Origin of the sequence: Nocardioides sp. Leaf307 (assembly GCF_001423135.1) — a bacterium.
Lineage (GTDB): Bacteria > Actinomycetota > Actinomycetes > Propionibacteriales > Nocardioidaceae > Nocardioides > Nocardioides kribbensis.
The window spans coordinates 1,871,946-1,892,523 of sequence record NZ_LMNY01000001.1; the positions used below are offsets into that span (position 1 = coordinate 1,871,946).

The 20,578-nt window shown below is 75.1% G+C and carries 17 protein-coding genes and 1 pseudogene; 7 read left to right on the forward strand and 11 right to left on the reverse strand.

Annotation, left to right across the window (positions count from 1 at the left end; genetic code table 11):
• Window positions 1-22: 22 nt before the first annotated feature.
• From ASF50_RS08610 to ASF50_RS08625, 4 genes are read right to left on the reverse strand one after another with little or no spacing between them, the layout of a single operon-like run.
• Window positions 23-688 (reverse strand): GNAT family N-acetyltransferase, encoded by a 666-nt coding sequence (locus tag ASF50_RS08610; protein WP_162242372.1) that lies wholly within the window; start codon window positions 686-688, stop codon window positions 23-25.
• A complete protein-coding gene (locus ASF50_RS08615; protein ID WP_200920052.1) occupies window positions 685-2,316 on the reverse strand; it encodes an amidohydrolase in 1,632 nt (543 codons plus the stop codon). Before ASF50_RS08615 ends, ASF50_RS08610 begins: the two co-directional genes overlap by 4 nt.
• On the reverse strand, window positions 2,313-3,848 hold the full coding sequence (locus tag ASF50_RS08620) for an AMP-binding protein (RefSeq protein ID WP_235557595.1): 1,536 nt from the start codon (window positions 3,846-3,848) through the stop codon (window positions 2,313-2,315). Before ASF50_RS08620 ends, ASF50_RS08615 begins: the two co-directional genes overlap by 4 nt.
• Window positions 3,841-4,587: an enoyl-CoA hydratase/isomerase family protein gene (locus ASF50_RS08625; RefSeq protein WP_056904062.1), complete on the reverse strand. Its 747-nt coding sequence runs from the start codon at window positions 4,585-4,587 to the stop codon at window positions 3,841-3,843. The genes ASF50_RS08620 and ASF50_RS08625 overlap by 8 nt, the downstream gene beginning before the upstream one ends.
• A 79-nt stretch (window positions 4,588-4,666) precedes the next feature.
• On the opposite strand from ASF50_RS08625, the gene ASF50_RS08630 reads away from it, so the two are divergent.
• The 4 genes from ASF50_RS08630 (at window position 4,667) to ASF50_RS08645 (ending at window position 8,631) form a co-directional block, all read left to right on the forward strand.
• Window positions 4,667-5,302, forward strand: coding sequence for a TetR/AcrR family transcriptional regulator (locus ASF50_RS08630; RefSeq protein WP_056904063.1), 636 nt, complete (start codon window positions 4,667-4,669; stop codon window positions 5,300-5,302).
• A 355-nt stretch (window positions 5,303-5,657) separates the two neighbouring features.
• Complete coding sequence (gene lnt / locus ASF50_RS08635; protein ID WP_156718155.1) at window positions 5,658-7,238, forward strand: apolipoprotein N-acyltransferase; 1,581 nt, start codon at window positions 5,658-5,660, stop codon at window positions 7,236-7,238.
• Window positions 7,235-8,047, forward strand: coding sequence for a polyprenol monophosphomannose synthase (locus ASF50_RS08640; protein ID WP_056904064.1), 813 nt, complete (start codon window positions 7,235-7,237; stop codon window positions 8,045-8,047). The genes lnt and ASF50_RS08640 overlap by 4 nt, the downstream gene beginning before the upstream one ends.
• On the forward strand, window positions 8,044-8,631 hold the full coding sequence (locus ASF50_RS08645) for an FxsA family protein (RefSeq protein WP_235557596.1): 588 nt from the start codon (window positions 8,044-8,046) through the stop codon (window positions 8,629-8,631). The genes ASF50_RS08640 and ASF50_RS08645 overlap by 4 nt, the downstream gene beginning before the upstream one ends.
• A gap of 44 nt (window positions 8,632-8,675) precedes the next feature.
• Here the strand turns inward: ASF50_RS08645 and ASF50_RS08650 are convergent, their stop codons facing one another.
• The 5 genes and pseudogenes from ASF50_RS08650 to ASF50_RS20055 all read right to left on the reverse strand — a co-directional run.
• Window positions 8,676-9,062, reverse strand: coding sequence for an RNA polymerase-binding protein RbpA (locus ASF50_RS08650; RefSeq protein WP_056864435.1), 387 nt, complete (start codon window positions 9,060-9,062; stop codon window positions 8,676-8,678).
• A gap of 224 nt (window positions 9,063-9,286) precedes the next feature.
• Window positions 9,287-10,708, reverse strand: coding sequence for an MFS transporter (locus tag ASF50_RS08655; protein WP_082502903.1), 1,422 nt, complete (start codon window positions 10,706-10,708; stop codon window positions 9,287-9,289).
• Window positions 10,705-11,574, reverse strand: a complete 870-nt coding sequence (locus ASF50_RS08660; protein WP_321163133.1) for a glycerophosphodiester phosphodiesterase — start codon at window positions 11,572-11,574, stop codon at window positions 10,705-10,707. The genes ASF50_RS08655 and ASF50_RS08660 overlap by 4 nt, the downstream gene beginning before the upstream one ends.
• 117 nt (window positions 11,575-11,691) lie before the next feature.
• The gene (locus ASF50_RS08665) at window positions 11,692-12,015 is read right to left on the reverse strand and encodes a TetR family transcriptional regulator C-terminal domain-containing protein (RefSeq protein ID WP_056904065.1); all 324 of its coding nucleotides are present in this window, start codon (window positions 12,013-12,015) and stop codon (window positions 11,692-11,694) included.
• A 208-nt stretch (window positions 12,016-12,223) separates the two neighbouring features.
• Window positions 12,224-12,421: pseudogene (locus ASF50_RS20055) on the reverse strand (helix-turn-helix domain-containing protein); the annotation flags it as partial.
• A gap of 58 nt (window positions 12,422-12,479) precedes the next feature.
• On the opposite strand from ASF50_RS20055, the gene ASF50_RS08675 reads away from it, so the two are divergent.
• Window positions 12,480-15,614, forward strand: coding sequence for a crotonase/enoyl-CoA hydratase family protein (locus ASF50_RS08675; RefSeq protein WP_082502905.1), 3,135 nt, complete (start codon window positions 12,480-12,482; stop codon window positions 15,612-15,614).
• Window positions 15,615-15,792: 178 nt separating this feature from the next.
• Here ASF50_RS08675 and ASF50_RS08680 read toward each other — a convergent pair whose 3' ends face one another.
• A complete protein-coding gene (locus ASF50_RS08680) occupies window positions 15,793-17,319 on the reverse strand; it encodes a helix-turn-helix domain-containing protein (protein WP_056864692.1) in 1,527 nt (508 codons plus the stop codon).
• Between the two features lie 103 nt (window positions 17,320-17,422).
• Between ASF50_RS08680 and ASF50_RS08685 the strand changes: the two genes are divergently transcribed.
• Together ASF50_RS08685 and ASF50_RS08690 are read left to right on the forward strand one after the other, a co-directional pair.
• Complete coding sequence (locus ASF50_RS08685) at window positions 17,423-18,454, forward strand: zinc-dependent alcohol dehydrogenase family protein (protein ID WP_056864437.1); 1,032 nt, start codon at window positions 17,423-17,425, stop codon at window positions 18,452-18,454.
• A 131-nt stretch (window positions 18,455-18,585) separates the two neighbouring features.
• Window positions 18,586-20,259 carry an alkaline phosphatase D family protein gene (locus ASF50_RS08690; protein ID WP_056904067.1) on the forward strand — a complete coding sequence of 558 codons (1,674 nt, stop codon included), beginning with the start codon at window positions 18,586-18,588 and terminating at the stop codon, window positions 20,257-20,259.
• A gap of 26 nt (window positions 20,260-20,285) precedes the next feature.
• On the opposite strand, the gene ASF50_RS19450 is transcribed toward ASF50_RS08690, so the two are convergent.
• The gene (locus ASF50_RS19450; RefSeq protein ID WP_193660834.1) at window positions 20,286-20,447 is read right to left on the reverse strand and encodes a hypothetical protein; all 162 of its coding nucleotides are present in this window, start codon (window positions 20,445-20,447) and stop codon (window positions 20,286-20,288) included.
• Window positions 20,448-20,578 lie beyond the last annotated feature (131 nt).

Consider the following 20,578-nt stretch of genomic DNA (forward strand, 5'->3'; position numbering starts at 1 on the left):
GCGGCGCTGAGGCCGTCGTCCTCTAGACCAGTCCGCTCGCCGCCAGGGTCCGACGTACGACGGGGTCGTCGGCGGGCACGCCGTAGCGCAGCGCGTAGACGGTCTCCACCAGCTCCCGCAGGCCGACCTCCTCCTGACCGTCGGCGGGCGGGGTGAGCGGCTGGTCCATGAGCAGCAGCCGCGGGGCGTGGCCGTCGTCGTGGGGCGGCAGGTAGTCGCGCACGGGCTGCAGCCGTCCGCCGAGGCGCTCGTAGAAGACGATGCGGCGGCGGTGCTCCTCGACCAGCTCGGACGGCAGGTCCGGCTCGTCGGGGTCCTCGACGTCCCAGACCAGCCGCGTGCGGCCCTCCGCGCGCAGCCGTCCCGTGAGCTCGGCCCACAGCGCGGAGCCGATGCCCTGGCCGCGCCGGCCGGCGGCGAAGTAGCGCAGGAAGGTCCAGCCGGTGTCGCCACGCCCGGCGGGCACGGCGTCGACGAGGTCGCGCACGAGGGCGAGCCCGACGGGCACGCCCCGGCCGTCCTCGCCGTCCTCCCCGTCCTTGCCGGCGAGGTAGACGAGCATCCGGTCGACGAGGAGGTCCTCGAAGGGGGCGAGCAGCTCGTCGGGGAAGGCGCCCTCGTAGATCGCGCGGACCGCCTCGACGTCCGCCGCCCCCAGGGACGACAGCTCGACCAGACGGGGGCTCACGCGGACCACACCCGCTCGCCACCGAGCCACGTCTCGCGCACCTCGACCTCGCGCAGCCGCGCGGGGTCGACCTCCCTCGGGTCGCCGGGGTCGGCCGACAGGACGGCGAGGTCGGCGAGCATGCCCGGCGCCAGGGTGCCGCGGCTGGTCTCCACCCGGGAGGCGTGGGCCGAGCCGTAGGTGTAGGACACCAGCGCCTCGAGCCCGGTCACGGCCTCCTCGGGCCCGCAGGGCAGCCCGCCGTCGGTGAGGCGGTTGACCATGTCGTGCATGCCCAGCAGCGGGGCGCCGTCGACGACGGGCCGGTCGGAGCTGCCGGGCACCACGATCCCCGCGTCGAGCAGGGTGCGGTGGCGGTAGGCCCACCCGGAGCGCTCCGGGCCGAGCGCGCGCAGCATGCCGTCGCCGATCTCGCCGACGAAGCGGCCCTGCGGCACCGGCACCACCCCGAGCGCTGCGGCGCGCAGCACCTGGTCGGGCCGCGAGACCCCGAAGTGCTCGATGCGGTGGCGCACGTCGGGTCGCGGCCAGCGCTCCTGGGCCTCGGCGTAGGCGTCGAGGACGAGGTCGATGGCGGCGTCGCCGATGGCGTGGGCGGCCACGCGCCACCCCGAGCGGTGGGCCTGCAGGATGCGGGTGCGCAGCGCCTCGGCGTCGTCCTGGAGGTAGCCCCGCTCGCCGGGGGTGTCGGAGAAGTCCTCGCACATGGCGGCGGTGTGGCCGATCAGCGAGCCGTCGGAGAACACCTTGACCGGCCCGAGCCGCAGCCGGTCGTCGCCCAGGCCGGTGCGCACGCCCAGGTCGAGGCCGAGCGGCATGTCGTCGTCGACGTGCGCGGTGAGCGGGTGCAGCGCGTCGGCGGCCACCATCAGCTCCACCCGCACGGGCAGGCGGCCCTGCTCGCGCGCGGAGAGGTACGCCGCGACCTCGACCGGGCTCTTGCCGATCCAGCCGCCGCCCACGCCGGCCTCGACCACCGAGGTGATGCCCTGCGAGAGGTAGACCCGCCCCGCGCGCTCGATCGCGTCGACCAGCGTGGCCACGGGGTAGGGCAGCACCAGCGCGTTGAGCAGCTGCTGCGCCTGCTCCTGCAGCAGCCCGGTCGGCCGGCCGGTGGCGTCGGTCACGACCAGGCCGCCCGGCACGTCGCGGGCGGCGTCGGCCAGCCCCAGCTCGGCGAGCAGCGGGGTGTTGACCACGCACATGTGGCCGGAGGTGTGGCGCAGCCAGACCGGTCGTCCGCCGGCGGCGCGGTCGAGGGCGTCGCGGTCGGGGTGGGCGCCGATCTTGTTCTCGTCGTAGCCGGCTCCGACCACCCAGGCGCCCTCGGGGAGCGTCGCGGCGCGCTCGGCGACCGCGGCGTAGAGCGCGTCGAGGTCGGGCAGTCGCAGGTCGACCTCGGCCAGGCTGAGGCCGTACCACGCCATGTGGTTGTGGGCGTCGTGGAAGCCCGGCACGACGACGGCGCCGCCGAGGTCGACCACCCGCCGGGCGGGCACCTCCTCGGTGGCCACCACCCGACCGTGGAGCAGGGCGAGGTGGGAGGCGACGTCGGCGCGACCGGGGCCGGTGAGGGTGCGGACCCGGGCGTTGGTGAGCAGGACGTCGGCCTGCAGCGCGGGGCTCACGAGGCGGCCCCGGCAGCGGCGGCCTCGCGGCGCAGCGCGGCCTTCTCGACGCGCTGGGAGGCGGTCAGCGGCAGCGACGCGCGCAGCTCCCAGTAGCGCGGCACCTTGAAGGCCGCGAGCCGCTCCTCGCACCACGCACGCAGCACCTCGGGAGCGTCCTCACCGAGGCCGGGCGCCACGACGTAGGCCTTGACCTCCTCGCCGCGCACCTCGTCGGGCACGCCGAGCACGGCGGCCAGACGCACCTCGGGGTGCGACTGGAGCACGTCCTCGACCTCGTGGGCGGCGACGTTCTCCCCGCTGCGGCGGATCATGTCCTTCATGCGGCCCGCGAGGTAGACACGGCCCTGCTCGTCGAGGCGGGCCAGGTCGCCGGTGGGGAACCAGCCGTCGGGGTCGAAGGGGCTGGGGTGTCCGAGGTAGCCGTCCATCATGCCCGGCCCGCGCAGCCACAGCTGCCCGTCGTCGTCGACGCGCACCTCGCGGTGGGCGGCGGGCCGGCCCAGGCAGCCGGTGCCGACCAGCGCGTCGTGCTCCTCGGCGCCGACGCGGATGTCGGCGCCGGTCTCGGTCATCCCGAAGGCCTCGTGCCAGCCGACCCCCCACCGCTCCTCGATCTCGGCGTGGCGCCCGGGCGGGATCGCCGAGCACTGCACCGCGCGCACCCGGTGGTCGCGGTCGGCGGGGTCGGGGTCCATGCGCAGCAGCAGCACGGGCATCGAGGCCAGGCAGTAGAAGTAGGTCACCTCGTGGGCGCGCACGCGGGCGAAGAAGGTGGAGGGGTGGAAGCCGTCGAGGGCCACGAGGTGGGCCCCGGCCAGCAGGGCGGTCGCGACGTTCCACTGCGGGTCGATGTAGTGGAAGGGCTGGGCGGTGAGCATGACGTCGTCGCCGGTGAGGTGGGGGAACCCGGTGGTGAGCGAGCCGGCGAGGGTCGTCCAGTACCGGTGGGGGAGCAGGCAGCCCTTCGGGCGACCGGTGGTGCCGGAGGTGTACTGCAGGTTGGCGGTCGTGGCGGGGTCGACCGGCCGCTGATCGAAGGGCGCCGCGGTGGCGGCACCGGCGTCGAGGTCGGCGACGTCGAGCACCTCGGGAGCCGGCTCGACGCCCGCCAGCACCGCGGAGTACGCCGGGGACGCCAGCACCAGCCGCACACCGGCGTCGGCGAGCACGTGGCCCGCGTCGGCACTGCGGTAGCGGACGTTGAGCGGCACCATCGCCGCACCGAGCCGGGCCAGCGCCAGCCACGCGGTCGGGAAGTCGGCGGTGTTGCCCAGCAGCACGCCGACGCGGTCACCCTGGTCGACGCCGCGCTCGCGCAGCTGCTGCGCCCACGCGGCGGTGCGGGCCTCGACCGCGGCGAAGTCGAGCCGGGTGAGGCCGCCGTCGGCGTCCTCGAAGGTCCAGGCCGGTCGGTCGGGCCAGCGGCGCGCGGCCCGCACGACGAGGTCGGCGAGGCTGGCGTCCTGCAGGTCGGCCCCGGCCAGCGGCGGCTCCTCCCGGGGCGTCCCCGGCGCGTCGACCTCAGCCACGGACGAACTCCTCGCGGGGGGCCTCGCCCTCGCCCGAGAGCGAGGTCAGGACGGCGTGGTCGACCTCGCGGGCCATGGCCTCCTCGATCGTGGCGTCGAGGCCCAGGTCGAGCACCTGCTTGGCCAGGCTCACCGACAGCGGCGGCCGTGCGGCGACGCGGCGCGCGAGCTCGAGGGCGACCTCCTCGTGCTGGCCCGGGGGCACGGAGCGGGCGACCAGGCCCATCGCGGCGGCCTCGGCGCCGGAGACCCGCTCGCCCAGGAGCAGCAGCTCCTTGGCGCGGGCCCAGCCCACGAGCACGGGCAGCAGCCGTGAGACCCCGCCGGTGACGCTGAGGCCGACGCTGACCTCGGGGAAGCCGAAGGCGGCGTCCTCGGCGGCGACGACCACGTCGCAGGCCAGCGCGAACTCCGCGCCGGCACCCAGGGCGTAGCCGTGCACGGCGGCGACGACCGGGCCGGGGAAGCGGCGCACGAGCCGGGTGACGTCCTGGATGGCCTCGAGCCGGGCCCGGGTCTCCAGGACGGTCTCGACCGGCTCGGGCTCCTTGAGGTCGTGGCCGGCGCAGAAGGCCCGGCCGCGCCCGGCCAGGACCACGGCGCGCGCACCGTCGGCCTCGGCGCGCCGCAGTCCGGCGGCGAGGGCGTCGGTGAGGGCGGGGACGACGGCGTTGAGCCGCTCGGGGCGGGCCAGGTGGAGCTGGGCCACCGTGCCGTCGTAGGTGTAGTCGACGCTCACCGGCGCGGCCTCCTGCTAGTCTCGGACTCCATCGATCGATCGATCGATCGGATCCGACGCTACACCACCGGGAGGCCGGATGAGAGCCGCGGAGACCGCGCCGGCCCCGACGGCGCAGCGGGTGCGCGAGGCCGCCCTCGAGCTCTTCGCCGAGCGCGGCTACCACGGCACCGGGATCCGCCAGCTCGCGGAGCGCGCCGGGCTCTCCTCGGCCTCGCTCTACCACCACATGGGGTCGAAGGAGGAGCTGCTCGGCGCCCTGATGCGCGAGAGCCTCGAGCGGCTGCTGGCCGAGGCGCAGGCCGTGGCCGCCCGGGAGCCCGACCCGGGGGAGAGGCTGTGCGCCCTGGTGCGCCTGCACGTGCGCAGCCACGGCGAGCGCCCGCTGGAGACCCGGGTCGTCGACGGTGAGGTGGCCGCGCTCACCGGGCCGGTGCGCGCGGAGGTGGTCGGGCTCCGCGACCGCTACGAGGCGGTCTGGCACGACACCATCGACGCCGGGCTCGCGGCGGGGCTCTTCCACGTCAGCTCGCCGGCCCTGGCCCGCCGGGCCCTGCTGGAGATGTGCAGCGGGGTCGCGCGGTGGTTCGACCCGACCGGTCCGACGGCGCTGCCCGACCTCGCGGAGCAGTACGTCGACCTCGCCCGCGCCCTCCTCGGGGCTGTTGCCACAGCGGGTCGGCGCGTCGACGGCGACACGCCGCGACCGGTCTAGATTTCTCGGGGATTTTCACGATCCAGAGCGCCGCGCTGACCTGCGCAGACGCGCGTCGTCGCAGGTCAGCGCTCGGTTGACACCCGGGCGCGCAGAAAGTCATCGTGTGCCGTCCGCTCGCGCAGATCGCGGGAGTCGGACCGACGTCCGAGTGGCCGTGTCGGAGGGTGTGGGTGCCACGCACCTGTCCGACGCTGTTCGCGGAGGTCGGTCCGCTCCGCGGGAGTGGGCACGGAAGGATCCTGGTCCCCCTAGACAACAGCGCGGCCGCGGCAGCCGGTCTCGCCCGGGCTGGACCGACGGGTGCCGGGATCCTTCCGTACCTCTGCCGGGACACGCCCCGTACCGTGGTCGCGTGCTGATCCGGAGCCTGGGCGCCCTCCTCGCCGGTGTCGCCCTCTCGCTGGCCTTCGAGCCGGTCGCGGTGCCGGCGGTGCTGCCGCTGGCCGTGGCCGGCTTCTTCGTCTGCGCCCACGGCCTGTCGGCGCGGCGCGGGCTGGTGGTCGGCCTCGTCTTCGGGCTGTCCTTCTACCTGGTGCACATCTGGTGGATGCGCGCCGTCGCCGTGCCCGCCTGGCTCGCGCTGTCGGTGGTGGAGGCGCTCTTCTACGCCGCCCTCGGCGCCGCGGTGGCACGGCTCTCCACCGCGCCGCGCACACGAGGCGCCTGGCCGCTGTGGGCGGGCGCCGCCTGGGTGGCCGCCGAGGTCGTGCGCAGCGGCTGGCCCTTCAGCGGCATGCCCTGGGGCCGACTGGCCTTCGCCGTCGTCGACACCCCGGTGGCCGCCTCGCTGCCGTGGGTCGGCATGGTCGGCGTGAGCGCGCTGCTCGCGCTCGGCTCGGCGCTGCTGGCCTGGCTCGTGGTGGCCACGGGCCGCTCCCGGCTCGCGGCGGGCGGAGCACTGGCGGGCCTGGTCGCACTGCTGGCGGTGCCGGCGCTCGCGCCGTACGACGCGGGGGCGCGCGAGCTCGACGAGGCCCCGAGCACCGCCACCGTCGCCGCCGTGCAGGGCGACGTGCCCGGACCGCTGGGCAACGACGTGCTCTACGACTTCCGCCAGGTGACCGAGAACCACGTGCAGGCCACCGTCGACCTCGCCGACGACGTCGCGCGCGGCGAGGCGGCCCGTCCCGACTTCGTGCTGTGGCCGGAGAACTCCACCGCGGTCGACCCCTTCAGCGACGTCACGACGCGTGCCGGGATCGAGCGGGCGGTCGGCGCGATCGGGGTGCCGGTCGTGGTCGGCGGGCTGGTCGACGACGGCCCCGACCACGTGCTCAACCAGGGCATCGTGTGGGACCCGGTCAGCGGGGCGGGGGAGCGCTACACCAAGTGGCACCCGGTGCCCTACGGGGAGTACATCCCCTTCCGACAGCTGCTCGACTTCAACTTCGGCGAGCTGGCCCGCATCCAGCGCGACATGCGGGCCGGCACCCGGGTGGAGCCGCTCGAGGTCGCCGGGGTGCGCGTGGCCGACGCCATCTGCTTCGACATCGCCTACGACGACGGCATCTACGCCCAGGTGACCCGCGGCGGGGAGCTGCTCACCGTGCAGACCTCCAACGCCACCTTCATCCAGACCGACCAGATCGACCAGCAGTTCGCGATCACGCGGCTGCGGGCGATCGAGACCGGGCGCTGGACGGTGGTGGCCTCCACCAACGGCGTCTCGGGGGTGGTCTCGCCGACCGGCGAGGTCGTGGAGACCGCCGACCCCCGCACCACCGCCGTGCTCGTCTCGGAGGTCGGGCTCACCAGCACCGTCACCCCGGGGGTCAGGGTCGGGCCGTGGGTGGCCCGGCTGTGCATCCTGGCGTCGTTCCTCGGACTCCTGGCGGCCGTCGTCCCGTATCGTCGTCGACCCACACTCACGCACCGCACCTCCGGGAGCGCGCCCGCGCTCGCCGGTCACTCGAGCGAACGAGGCCCCGCATGAGCATCGCCGGACTCGGCCGCGTCGTCATGGTCGTCCCGACCTACGACGAGGCCGAGAACATCGCCTGGATCGTCGGGCGGCTGCGCCGGGCGCAGCCCGACGTCGACGTGCTCGTCGTCGACGACGGCTCGCCCGACGGCACCGGCGACCTCGCCGACGCCCTCGCCGCGGCCGACCCCCAGGTCAGCGTCGTGCACCGCACCGCCAAGGAGGGCCTGGGAGCGGCCTACCTCCACGGCTTCGACGTCGCGCTGCGCGCCGGCTACGACGTCATCGGCGAGATGGACGCCGACGGCTCCCACCAGCCCGAGCAGCTCGGTGCCCTCCTCGACGCGCTCCAGCAGGCCGACCTCGTGATCGGCTCGCGCTGGGTGCCCGGCGGCTCGGTCGTGAACTGGCCGTGGCACCGCCAGGCGCTCTCGCGCGGGGGCAACCTCTACGTGCGCCTGCTCCTGGGCATGTCGGTGCGCGACGCCACCGCCGGGTTCCGGGTCTTCCGGCGCACCACCCTGGAGAAGATCGACCTGTCGACGGTCGCCTCGACGGGCTACGTCTTCCAGACCGACCTCGCCGCCCGCACGCTGCGGGCGGGCCTGCGGGTGCGGGAGGTGCCGATCGAGTTCGTCGAGCGCGTGCGCGGCGACTCCAAGATGAGCGGGTCGGTGGCCTCGGAGTCGCTGCGGCGCGTCACCGAGTGGGGCCTGCGCGAGCGGCGCCGCCAGCTCGCCGGGGCCGTACGCCGCCGCCGCGCCCGCACCGCCGGGTCGGGCCGCTCGCACCGCGCGCGCAGCGGGGCGGGACGCCCGTGAGCCACCCCGACGACGCACCCCGGCCCGGCCGGCGACCCGGCAGCCCGGCCGCCGGCCGGCGCCGCCCCTGGGCGCTGCTGCTCGTGGTCGCCTTCGTGGTGATGCCGATCGTCGAGATCTACGTGCTGATCCAGGTCGGCCAGGTGATCGGCGTGGGCTGGACCGTGCTGCTGCTCGTGCTCGACAGCATCCTCGGGGGATGGCTCATCCGCCGCGAGGGGGCGCGCGCGTGGCGGGCGATGCGCACCACGCTGGAGGCCGGGCGCATGCCCGCGCGCGAGCTGGCCGACGGCGGGCTGGTGGTGCTGGGCGGCACGCTCATGCTGAGCCCGGGCTTCGTGACCGACGTCTTCGGCATCCTGCTCATCCTGCCGATCACGCGCCCGCTCTTCCGCGGCGTGCTCACCACGCTCTTCTCGCGACGCCTGGTGGGTGGTGTGGCCGGCGGCGGCCCCGCCGGACCAGGCGGCTTCCCGGGCGGGTTCCCGGGCGGGTTCCCGGGCGCACCTCGCCCGGACGCACGACGCCCCGGACCGGGGCCGCAGGGGCCGGTGGTCCGGGGCGAGGTCGTCGACGACGAGTAGCCGCCGCGTCGCGGGGTCCGGCCGGGGCCGGACCCGCGCGGGCGTCAGGCGGAGGCCTGGCGCTTCTTGGCGTTGGCGCGGTGGAGGTGGGCCGGGCCGATCTCGCCGCCGCGCAGCAGCTCGAGGCGCTCCTTGAGGATGTCCTCGAGCTCCTTCTCAGAGCGGCGCTCGAGCAGCATGTCCCAGTGGGTGCGCACCGGCTTCTCGGCCTTGACCTCCTTCTCGATGCCCGACGTGCTCAGCGCCTCGGCGCCGCAGCGCGGGCACTCCCACACCGCCGGGATCTCGGCCTCGACCGACATCGTGATCTCGAAGCCGTGACCCTGCGGGCAGCGGTAGCCGACCTGCTGGCGGGCCGCGAACTCGATGCCACGCTCGTCCTCGAAGCTTTGTCCTCCGAGTCGCGCTCCGCGCAACGTGCGCTCAGCCATGAGGCACCTCCAGTTCTTTGTCCCCCGGGTGGTCTGACGTGAGGCCGAAGCACGGCATGGTCGCCGTGGGCCGCGGGAACGCAGCGGCCGTCGCGATGCCGGTCTCACGAAGTGATCAACGGTACTGAGGTCCGGACAATTCCGGAAAACACCGCGACGCGGCTCACCCCCGCGGATTCACAGTCGCCTCTCAGGATGCGGCCCCCGGGCGGCGGGCGAGCCCCTCAGGCCGCCGCCCGCCGCATCAGCGAGGCCGGCACGGTGTTGCCGGCCTCCTCGATGCCGCGCCGGGGGTCGAGGCGCAGCAGCACCAGGAAGCCCAGCAGGAAGAACACCAGCAGGGCGAAGATGGCGGGGCGGTAGGAGCCGGTGAGCTGGAAGACCACGCCGAAGAGCAGCGTGCCGAACCACGAGGTGCCGCGCTCGGCAGCGTTGTAGAGCGCGAAGTACTCGCCCTCGCGGCCGCGCGGGATGAGCAGGCTGAAGAACGAGCGCGACAGCGCCTGGGTGCCGCCCATGACGACCGCGATGGCGGCTCCGGTGAGCACGAAGAGCCCGACGTCGCCCGCGGGCAGGGCGATGGCGGCGACGACGATCGCCATCCACCCGACCGTGCCCCACAACAGGCAGCGGTAGGCCCCGTGGGTGGAGGCCAGCCGGCCGAAGAGCAGCGCGCCGCCGAAGGCGACGAACTGGATCATCAGGATGGTCGCGATGAGCACCGTCTGGCTCAGACCGAGCTGCTTGGAGCCGTAGGTCGAGGCGCTCGCGATGACGGTCTGGATGCCGTCGTTGTAGAAGAGGTAGGCGATCAGGAAGGTCATGGTCATCGGGTAGCCGCGCAGCTCGCGCATCGTGGTCCACAGCTGCCCGAAGCTGCGCTGCACGAGGGAGCCCTCGCGCGACGGCGCCTCGGGGGAGGGCTGGTGGTCGCGCAGCCGCACGAAGGGCACGATCGTGAAGCCGGCCCACCACAGCGCCGCCGAGAGCATCGAGAGCCGCACGGCGAGCTCGGTGCCGATGCCGAAGGCGTCGTGGCCCAGCACGACGACGAGGTTGAGCAGGAGCAGCAGGCCTCCGCCGAGGTAGCCCCACGCCCAGCCGCGCGAGGAGACCCGGTCGCGCTCCTCGACGGTGGAGATGTCGACGAGGATCGCGTAGTAGCTCACGAGCGAGCAGCCGCCGAGGATGCTCGCGGCCACCACGGCGACCGCGCCGAGCTGCCAGTCGTCGCCCTCCATGAAGAACAGCAGCGACCCGGCGAGCGCGCCGGCCCACGCGAAGCCGGCCATGTGGCGCTTCTTGTGCGCCGAGCCGTCGACGAAGGCCCCCACCACGGGCAGCACGAAGGCGCTGGCGATGGTGGCGAAGGTCGTCAGGTAGGCCGGCAGCGAGCCGGCGGCCAGGTCGAGCCCCAGCAGCGAGACGGTGCGGCTGCAGGTCTCGTCGGGGTCGGGGCAGCCGGCGGCCCGCCCGGCGACGGTGATCATGTACGGCGCGAAGAGCACCGTCAGCACCGAGGTGTAGAAGGCGGAGTTGGCCCAGTCGTACCAGCTCCAGGCCCGTTGCTCGCGCCGCCGCTCCAGCGGACGCAGGTCGGCGACCCAGCGCGGGGCGCCGGTCGACTGCTCGGGGTCGGTGCTCATGCGGGCTCCCTCCACCGCCCCGCCGCCACGAGGACCTCGCGGAGGACGTCGGTGCGGTCGGTCATCAGGCCGTCGACGTCGAGGTCGAGCAGCGCGGTCATCTCCTCGGGGTCGTCGACGACCCACACGTGCACGTGCTTGCCGGCCGCGTGCGCCCGGCGCACGACGGAGCGGGTCACGACCTGCAGCCGCCAGCGGCCCCACCGCCGCTCCCGTGGCACCTGGAGGGCCGCGACCCGCCGTCCGGTGAGCAGGTCGGCGAGGCGCGCACTGGGGCACAGCCGCCACACCGCCACCTCCACGGGGTGGGCCGACGTGGCCACGCGCCCGCCGGTGAGCCGGCGGAACCGCCCCAGCCGTCGCGGGGAGAACGAGCCCACCAGCAGCCGGTCCCACGCCTCGCGCGCGGCGATGAAGTCGGCGAGGGCCGCCACGGCGCCGTCGGACTTGAGGTCGACGTTGAAGCGGGCCCCGGGCAGGGCGTCGAAGAGCTCGGCCAGGGTCGGCACCTGCTCCCGGCCGCCGACCCGGGCTCGTCGGACCTCGGCCAGGCTGAGCGAGGAGATCGCGCCGCGCTGGTCGCTGACCCGGTCGAGCACGCTGTCGTGGAAGGCCAGCAGGACGCCGTCACGGGTCACGTGCACGTCGGTCTCGAGGTAGCGATAGCCGAGGTCGGCGGCGTGGCGGAAGGCCGCCAGCGTGTTCTCCAGCCCCTCGATCTCGGGGTGGAAGGCACCGCCGCGGTGGGCGAAGGCCAGCACCGGTCGCGTCGGCCCGGCGCCCGTGGTGCCCTCCCGCAGGTACGCCGGCACCGCGTCGGCCCGCGACGCCCGCGGTGCGGCCGAGGTGCGCGGGCGTCGGGTCACGGGCGTGAGTATGCACCTCCGCGCCCGGCCCCGGGGAGCGGCGGGTGGGGCCCGCCGCGCGTGTCGGCCGCCGGCCCGGCGCGGATGGGGGCCGGTCGGGGGCCGGTCGGGGGCGGGTCACAGCCAGGTGTCGGCGTCGGCGCGCCCGAGGAGCACGGGGAGGGCGCGCCGCCACCGCTCCACGACCCGCGCCTGCGCGGAGCCACCGGGGTCGACCAGCCGGGTCATGGCGGCGCCGGTGAGCAGGTCGACGGTGAACTGCACGAGGGTCGCGACGCGGGGGTCCTCGTCGCCGACGACCTCCGCCACGGTGGCGTGCACCGTGGCGAAGACCCGGCGCTCGACCGGGCCCAGCACCGACCTGAGGTCGGGGTCGGTGCGCGCGGCCACCCACAGCTCCAGGACGGCCAGGAAGACGGGGTCGGCCAGGTCGGCCTGCACGAGGTCGACCGCCGTCGGCCTGCGTGYCGGCCTGCGTGTCGGCCTGCGTGTCGGCCTGCGTGTCGGCCTGCGTGTCGGCCTGCGTGTCGGCCTGCGTGTCGGCCTGCGGGCTGGCCTGCGCGTCGGCCCTGGTGCCGGTGCTGGTGCCGGCCCGCTCACCGAGCACCCCGAGGCGCCGGGCGGCGACCTCCTCGACGACCGCCACCATCAGCGCCGCCCGGGTGGGGAAGTGGTGCAGCAGCGTGCCGCGGGCCAGACCGGCGCGCTGCTGCACCTCGGCCAGCGTGGTGGCGGCGTGGCCCTTCTCGAGCAGCGAGGCCACGGTCGCGTCGAGCACTCGGGTCCGGGTCGCCGCGCTGCGCTCGGCCTGGCTGCGCCGGGGGTGTGACGGGCGGGTCGCGGTCATCGGGCCAGGCTAACGGTCCTGTCCCACAAACAGTCCGGGCCGACGATATGTTGATCACATGGACCCCGAGCCCTCCGCGGCCACCGACCCCGCCCGACCCGCCACCCCCGGCCGCGCGCCCGCCCCCGCCGACCGGGTGGCGCGCGCGGTGCGGCGTACGACGGCGGGGGCGCGGGGAGCGGTGGCGCTCGCGCGGACCCCGGGGCTGGTGCGCGGCCTGGCCGCCGGGGTGGGCGAGGGCCTCGCCGCGCGGGTGGGGCTGGCCGGCTCCGCGCGCAGCGGGCCGGAGGAGGGCGCGGGGCCGGGCGAGCACGGCGTGCTCGACCCCGACGCCGCGATGCCCGCGCCCGCGGGGCTCGACGGGTTCGCGCGGCACGTGGGCGCGGCCCGGTCGGTGGCGTCGCCCGCAGCGGCGGTGGTCGAGCAGCTGCACTCCACCGGAGCGCTCGCCTCGTGGCTGACCCTGCACGCCGCCTACCGCGGCGACGTGCCGGAGGTGCTGGCCGAGGGCGACACCCTGCGCCAGCAGATCCTGCTCATGGACATCCCCGCCGAGGCGCGCTGGCGGGTGGAGGTGGCCGACGAGCACGGCCTGGCCCTGCGCGGCACCGGTCCGATGGGCATCACCCTCGCGCTGTGGCTGCGCGTCGCGCCGACCGACGGCGGCAGCGTGGTGAGGCTCGACGCCGGTCTCGACGGCGCACCCCTGCGCGGCCCCGTCGGCACGACCGCCACCCGCAGCGTCGAGGCCGCCCTCGCCTCCTCGCTGGTGGCGCTCTCCGAGGCGCTCAGCGGCGCGGCACCGGCGGGCCCGCGACTGCGGGTCGGCTCCGCCCCCGTGCTCCACCGGGCCTCGGGCCGGATGCTCGAGGCGAGCACCCCGGTGATCGTGGGCGTGGGCCAGGTCGTGCAGCGCGACCCCGACCCGGCGGCCCGGCCCGACCGCGACCCCGTCGCGCTGGCCGTCGAGGCGCTGCGGCTCGCCGCCGAGGACGCCGGCGCGGCGCTCGACCTGCTCGCCGCCGCCGACCACGTCTACGCCGTGCCCAGCGCGTCGTGGACCTACGCCGACCAGGCCGCCCTCGTGGCCGCCGGCGTCGGCGCGACTCCGGTCGCGACCGTGCAGTCGAGCCCCTTCGGCGGCGACGGCGGCCAGCTGGTCGTCAACGACGCCGCCGAGGCCGTGGCCGCGGGTCGCGCGCACGTCGTGCTGCTCGCCGGCGCGGAGGCGGGCGCCACGGTCTCGCGGGCGCAGGCGCTGGGGATCGAGCTCGACTGGCCCCGCCAGCCCGAGGGCACCGCCCCCACCCGCACCGTCGGCGTCGACCGCGTCGCCAACACCGAGGCGGAGACCGGGGTGGGCCTCGGTGCGCCCGTCTACGTCTACGCCCTGCTGGAGTCGGCGGTGCGCCGGCGCCTGGGTCGCAGCGCGGGCCAGCACCTCGACCACGTGGCGCGGCTGTGGTCGCGCTTCTCCGGCGTCGCCGCCGCCAACCCCTACGCGTGGTCGCCGCACCGGGTCGCCGCGGAGGACCTGGCCACGCCCTCACCCGACAACCGCGCGGTCAGTGCGCCGTACACCAAGCTGCTCTGCGCCAACCTGCAGGTCGACCTGGCCACCGGCACGGTGCTGACCAGCGTCGCCGCCGCCGAGGCCGCCGGCGTCCCGCAGGAGCGGTGGGTCTTCGTGCACGCGGGCGCCTCGGCCCACGACGAGTGGTTCGTCTCCGAGCGCGAGGACCTGTCGCGCTCGCCCGCGATCGCCGCGATCGGCGCGGCCGCGCTGGCCCACGCGGGCGCCTCGATCGAGGACGTCGACCTGGTCGACCTCTACGCCTGCTTCCCCTCCGCGGTCGAGATCGCGGCCGACGCGCTCGGACTGCCGCTCGACGACCCCGCCCGACCCCTGACGGTCACCGGCGGGCTCACCTTCGCCGGCGGTCCCGGCAACAACTACGGCAGCCACGCCGTCGCCACGTTGGTGCCGCTGCTGCGGGCCCGACCGGGGGCGCTCGGGCTCAGCACCTCGCTGGGCTGGTACGCCACCAAGCACGCCCTCGGCCTCTACTCCGCTACCCCGCCCGAGCGCGCCTTCGCCCACCTGCGCCCGGTGGTGGACCGGCCGCCCCGGCGCCCCGTGCTCGCCTCCTACGCCGGACCCGCCGTCGTGGAGGCCGCCACGGTGCCCTACACCCGCTCCGGGGAGCCCGAGGCCGTCGTGGCCAGCCTGCTCACGCCGGCGGGGGAGCGGGTGCTGGTGTGCAGCGAGGACCCCGCGCTCGTCGCAGCCATGCTCGACGACGTGCTGCTCGGCGCGGAGGTCGAGGTCGCCGTCGGCGGCGGGAGCGGGAGCGGGAGCGGGGAGGAGCGTCTCGTGCTGACCGCCCCCGGGCGCCCGGGCTCGACGCCGGCCCCGCTGCCCGCGGCGCCGCGACCTCCGGTGCGCACCGAGCGCCGCGGCGCCGTGCTGGTCGTGACGCTCGACCGCCCGGAGGTGCGCAACGCCGTCGACGCCCGCACCGCCGAGGCCCTCGAGCAGGCCGTCGACGACGCCGAGGCCGACCCGGGCGTGCGGGCCATCGTGCTCACCGGAGCGGGCGGCACCTTCTGCGCGGGCATGGACCTGCGGGCCGCCGCCCGCGGCGAGCTGCCGGTGACCGCCGGGCGCGGGCCCCTCGGGCTGACCGGCCGACCGCCCACGACGCCCCTCGTGGTGGCGGTGGAGGGTGCGGCGCTCGCCGGGGGCTGCGAGCTCGTGCTCGCCGCCGACCTCGTCGTGGCCGCGCAGGACGCGACCTTCGGGCTGCCCGAGGCCCGACGCGGGCTGGTGGCCGCCGCCGGCGGCATGGTGCGCGCCCGCGAGCGGCTGCCACGCAACGTCGCCATGGAGTTGGTGCTCCTGGGCGAGCCCGTCGACGCGCCGCGCCTGCACGCCCTGGGCCTGGTCAACCGGCTCGTGGCGCCGGGCGACGCCCTCGAGGAGGCCGTCGCCCTGGCCGCGCGGATCGCCGGCAACGCACCCCTCAGCGTCGCGCTGGGCAAGCGGGTCGTCGACGAGTCACCGGGCTGGGCGCCCGTCGAGGCCTTCGAGCGGCAGGGCGAGCTGGCCTCGGCGGTGCTGCTCTCCGACGACGCCCGCGAGGGCGTCGAGGCTTTCGCCGAGCGTCGCGACCCGGTGTGGCGGGGTCGCTGACCCCGGTCGCCGCCCCTGCCGGGGCCGCGGGCGCACCCGTGCCGCGCGTGCCCGTCGTACGGCGGGAGGCGGAGCTGTCGGCCCGGACCCGCCCCTGTCGGCCCGTGCGTGGGCCGACAGGTGCGGGTTTCACCGGCCGGCTGGTGACACCCGCACCACCGCCGGGCGCGGCCCGACCTCAGATGTCGCGGAAGGTCTCGATCGAGGCGCCGAGGGTGTTGAGGCGCTCGGCGAGGTCTTCGTAGCCGCGGTGGATGACGTAGGTCGAGCGCAGCACGGAGGTGCCCTTCGAGGCCAGCATCGCCAGCAGGATCACCACGGCCGGGCGCAGCGCCGGCGGGCAGACGATCTCGGTGCCGGAGAAGTGCGTCGGCCCCTCGATCATCACGCGGTGGGGGTCGAGCAGCTTGACCGAGGCGCCGAGCTTGGTCAGCTCGGTGAGGTAGATCGCGCGGTTCTCGTAGACCCAGTCGTGCAGCAGCGTCTGGCCCGTCGCCACCGCGGCGATGACGGCGAAGAACGGCAGGTTGTCGATGTTGAGGCCGGGGAACGGCATCGGGTGGATCTTGTCCAGCGGCGCGTGCAGGTCGGAGGCGTGGGTGGTGAGGTCGACCAGCCGGGTGTGGCCGTTGCGCGCGACGTACTCCTCGGTGCGGTCGTAGCGGAAGCCCATCTCCTCCAGCGTGGCCAGCTCGATCTCGAGGAACTCGATCGGCACGCGCTGGATCGTGATCGAGGACTTCGTGACGATCGCGGCGGCCAGCAGCGACATGGCCTCGATCGGGTCCTCGGCCGGGGCGTAGTCGACGTCGACGTCGATGACCTCGCAGCCGGTGACCGTCAGCGTCGTGGTGCCGACGCCCTCGACGGTGACGCCGAGACGCTGGAGGTAGAAGCAGAGGTCCTGGACCATGTAGTTCGACGAGGCGTTGCGGATCACCGTGGTGCCCGGGTGCAGCGCGGCGGCCATGAGGGCGTTCTCGGTGACGGTGTCGCCGCGCTCGGTGAGCACGATCGGGCGGCCCGGCTCGATGGCCCGGTTGACCTGGGCGTGGTACATCCCGTCGGTCGCCTTGACCTCGAGGCCGAAGGGCCGCAGCGCGGCCATGTGCGGCTCGACGGTGCGCGTGCCGAGGTTGCAGCCGCCGGCGTAGGGCAGCTCGAAGGCGTCGGCGCGGTGCAGCAGCGGACCCAGGAACATGATGACCGAGCGCGTACGCCGCGCCGCGGTCTCGTCGACCGCGTCGAGGCGCAGCTCCTTGGGCGGGATGATCTCCAGGTCGTTGTCGGCGTTGAGCCAGCGGGTCTGCACCCCGAGGCTGCCGAGCACCTCCAGCAGACGGTTGACCTCCTCGATGCGGGCGACCTTCCGCAGCGTCGTGCGCCCGCGGTTGAGCAGCGAGGCGCACAGCAGCGCGACGCCGGCGTTCTTGGAGGTCTTCACCTCGATGCTGCCGGTCAGCGTGGTCGGACCGCTCACGCGCAGGTGCGTCGGACCGGCGCCGAGGGCCACGATCTCGGAGTCGAGCGCAGCGCCGATGCGGGCCAGCATCTCCAGGGAGAGGTTCTGGTGGCCCTTCTCGATGCGGTTGATCGCGCTCTGACTGGTGGAGAGCAGCTCGGCCAGCTGGTGCTGGGTGAGGCCTCGGTGCTTGCGGGCGTCGCGGATGAGGTTGCCGATCCGACCCTTGTATCCCTCGCTCATGCCGTCCACGGTAACTCACATGTGAGATAGCGCCGCATCCTCCGTGACCCGCGCGTGTCGGGCCGCTCCGGGCGGTCGGGGAGGGCGTGCCAGGATCGGCACCATGAAGGCCACCACCATCCACGCTGCCCGCGACATCCGCTTCGAGGAGGTGCCCGACGCGCGCGTCGAGCAGCCCACCGACGCCGTCGTCCGTGTCACCACCGCCTGCATCTGCGGCTCCGACCTGTGGCCCTACCGGGGCGAGAACCCGATCAAGGCCGGCTCCACCATCGGCCACGAGTGCATCGGCGTCGTCGAGGAGGTCGGCTCCTCGGTCTCCCAGATCCGCGTCGGCGACTTCGTCGTCGTGCCCTTCGACCACTGCGACAACACCTGCGCCCACTGCCGCGCCGGCATGCAGTCGGCCTGCGTCGACCTCTCCATCACCCAGAGCGGCCAGGGCGAGCTGGCCCGCGTCGGCCACGCCGACGGCAGCCTCGTGCGCGTCGACGGCGTGCTCGGCGACGGCCGCCCCGATCCCGCCCTGGTGCCCTCGCTGATGGCCCTCTCCGACGTCATGCCCACCGGCTGGCACGCCGCGGTGAGCGCGGGCGTCGCCGAGGGCGGCACGGCCGTGGTCGTGGGCGACGGGGCCGTCGGCCTGTGCGGTGTGCTCGCGGCCTCGATGATGGGCGCCGAGAAGGTCGTGGTCATGTCGCGCCACGAGTCGCGCCAGCGCATCGCCCGCGACTTCGGCGCCACGCACGTGGTGGCCACGCGCGGCGAGGAGGGCGAGGCCGAGGTCATGGAGATCACCGGGGGCGTCGGGGCCGACGCGGTCCTGGAGTGCGTCGGCACCGACCAGGCCATGCGCACCGCGTTCACGGTCGCCCGACCCGGCTCGACGGTCGGCTTCGTCGGCGTACCGCACGGCGTCGAGCTGCCGATCCGGCGGATGTTCTCCCACAACGTCGGCCTCGCCGGCGGCATGGCCCCCGTGCGCCGCTACCTGCCCGAGCTGCTCGACCACGTGCTGGCCGGCCGCATCGACCCGGGGCTGGTCTTCGACCTGACCCTGCCGATGGACCAGGTCGCCGAGGGCTACGCCGCCATGGACGAGCGCCGCGCCACCAAGGTGCTGCTGCAGCCCTGAGGGCACCGGAGGGACCGGGGCGCGCCGCCGCGCGCCCCGGCAGCGGCCGGGCCCACACGGGTGGGCCCGGCGCCGTCGGCCGCGAGTAGCGTGCCCGCGGGAGAGGTCCGCACGGACCGGTGGGAGGACGCATGACCGAGCTGGTGCTGGGACCGTTGCTGCGCCACGTCGACGAGACGTCGGCGACGATCTGGGTGGAGACCTCCGACGCCACGTCGGTCACGGTCAGCACCACCGCCGAGGGCGGGGGAGCGGGCCCGAGCGCGCAGGCCCGCACCTGGCGGGTGCACGGGCACCACTACGCGCTCGTCGAGCTCACCGGCCTCCAGCCGGGGTCGCGCTCGGCCTACACTGTCTCCCTCGACGGCGCCGAGGTCTGGCCCCCGCCGGAGACGCCCCAGGAGGACTCGGTCATCGGGACCCTGCTGGCCGGGCGTCCGCTGCACCTGCTCTTCGGGTCGTGCCGCGTCGCGGTGCCCCACGACGAGGAGCACCACGAGAGCTTCGGCGTCGACTCGCTGCGCACCTTCGGCCTGCACCTGATCCGTCACCCCGAGCAGCGACGGCCCGACCTCATGATGTTCCTGGGCGACCAGGTCTACGCCGACGAGACCTCGGAGTCGATGCGCGACTTCATCGCCGCACGGCGCGACCCCGACCAGGACCCGGGCTGGGAGCTGCAGGACTACGAGGAGTACGCCGAGCTCTACCGCCTCGCCTGGAGCGACCCCGCCAACCGCTGGCTGCTCTCGACCGTGCCCAGCGCGATGATCTTCGACGACCACGACATCCGCGACGACTGGAACACCTCGGTGACCTGGCGACGCGACATGGAGGCCACCTCGTGGTGGAAGGGCCGCATCGTCGGCGGGCTCGCCTCCTACTGGGTCTACCAGCACCTGGGCAACCTCGACGCCGCCGGTCGCGCCGAGGACCGGGTGTGGCAGCTCGTGGCCGGCCACGAGGGCCCCGAGGAGCTCGACCTCACCCAGACCCTCGACGAGCTGGCCGACCTCGCCGACCGCGAGCCCACCACCTACCGGTGGAGCTACGCCCGGACCTTCGACACCCAGGCGCGCCTGGTCGTCGTCGACTCCCGCGCCGCCCGCGTGCTGGAGCCCCAGCTGCGCTCGATCATCGACGACGAGGAGATGGCGTGGCTCGACTCGCAGATGCGCGGCGACGTCGACCACCTGCTCATCGGCACCTCGCTGCCGTTCCTCATGGCCCCCGGCCTGCACCACACCGAGGCCGTCGTGGAGGCGGTCGCGGAGGGTGTGTGGGGCAAGCACGTCGCGCGACTTGCCGAGAAGCTGCGCCGCGCCGTCGACATCGAGCACTGGGCCGCCTTCCAGGACGGCTTCCGCAAGGTCGGTCTGATGGCGCGCGAGGTGGCCGCCGGCGAGCGGGGCCGGGCCCCGATCACCGTCACCTTCCTCAGCGGCGACGTGCACCACAGCTACCTCGCCCGCGCCTGGCCCGACCCGAGGGCCGGGGTGGAGGCGCGCAGCCGGATCGTGCAGGCGGTGTGCTCGCCCATCCGCAACCCGCTGCCCACGGTGATGCGGCTGGCCTTCTCGCTGGGCGTGCGCGGCAAGGCCCGCCCGCGGGGCTGGGTCATGGGGCGGCGCACCCTGCGCTCGCCGCTGCACTGGGAGGTCACCGACGGGCCGTGGTTCACCAACCTGCTGGCCACCCTCGACGTGCGCCCCGGCGGGCTGTCGATCACCTGGTCGACCGGCGAGGTCCGCGACGGCGACCACGACCGGCCGGTCTGGCGCGCGGTGTCCTCGGTCGACGTCTGAGCCGCGCGGCGGGCCGGCCTGCGGGGTCAGGCGACGCGGGCGGTGCGCACGGGGGTGCCCGGCATGACGACGGGCTCGCAGGAGCAGCTGTCGCCGCAGGCCAGGAAGGTGTGCACGGCGTGGCCGCAGCGCAGGCACGGCATGTCGTGCGACAGGTGCGTGTCGGTGGCGGGGGTGGTGTCCCACATGGCGGTTCCTCCTCTCGGCGTCGGTCCGGGATCCGTCCCCTGACCGTACGGACACCGGGGGGCCGATGTGAGGTGAACGACACGCGCGTCGCGAAGACTGTCCGGACGGAGCGGGGGAGGCCTGGCCCAGA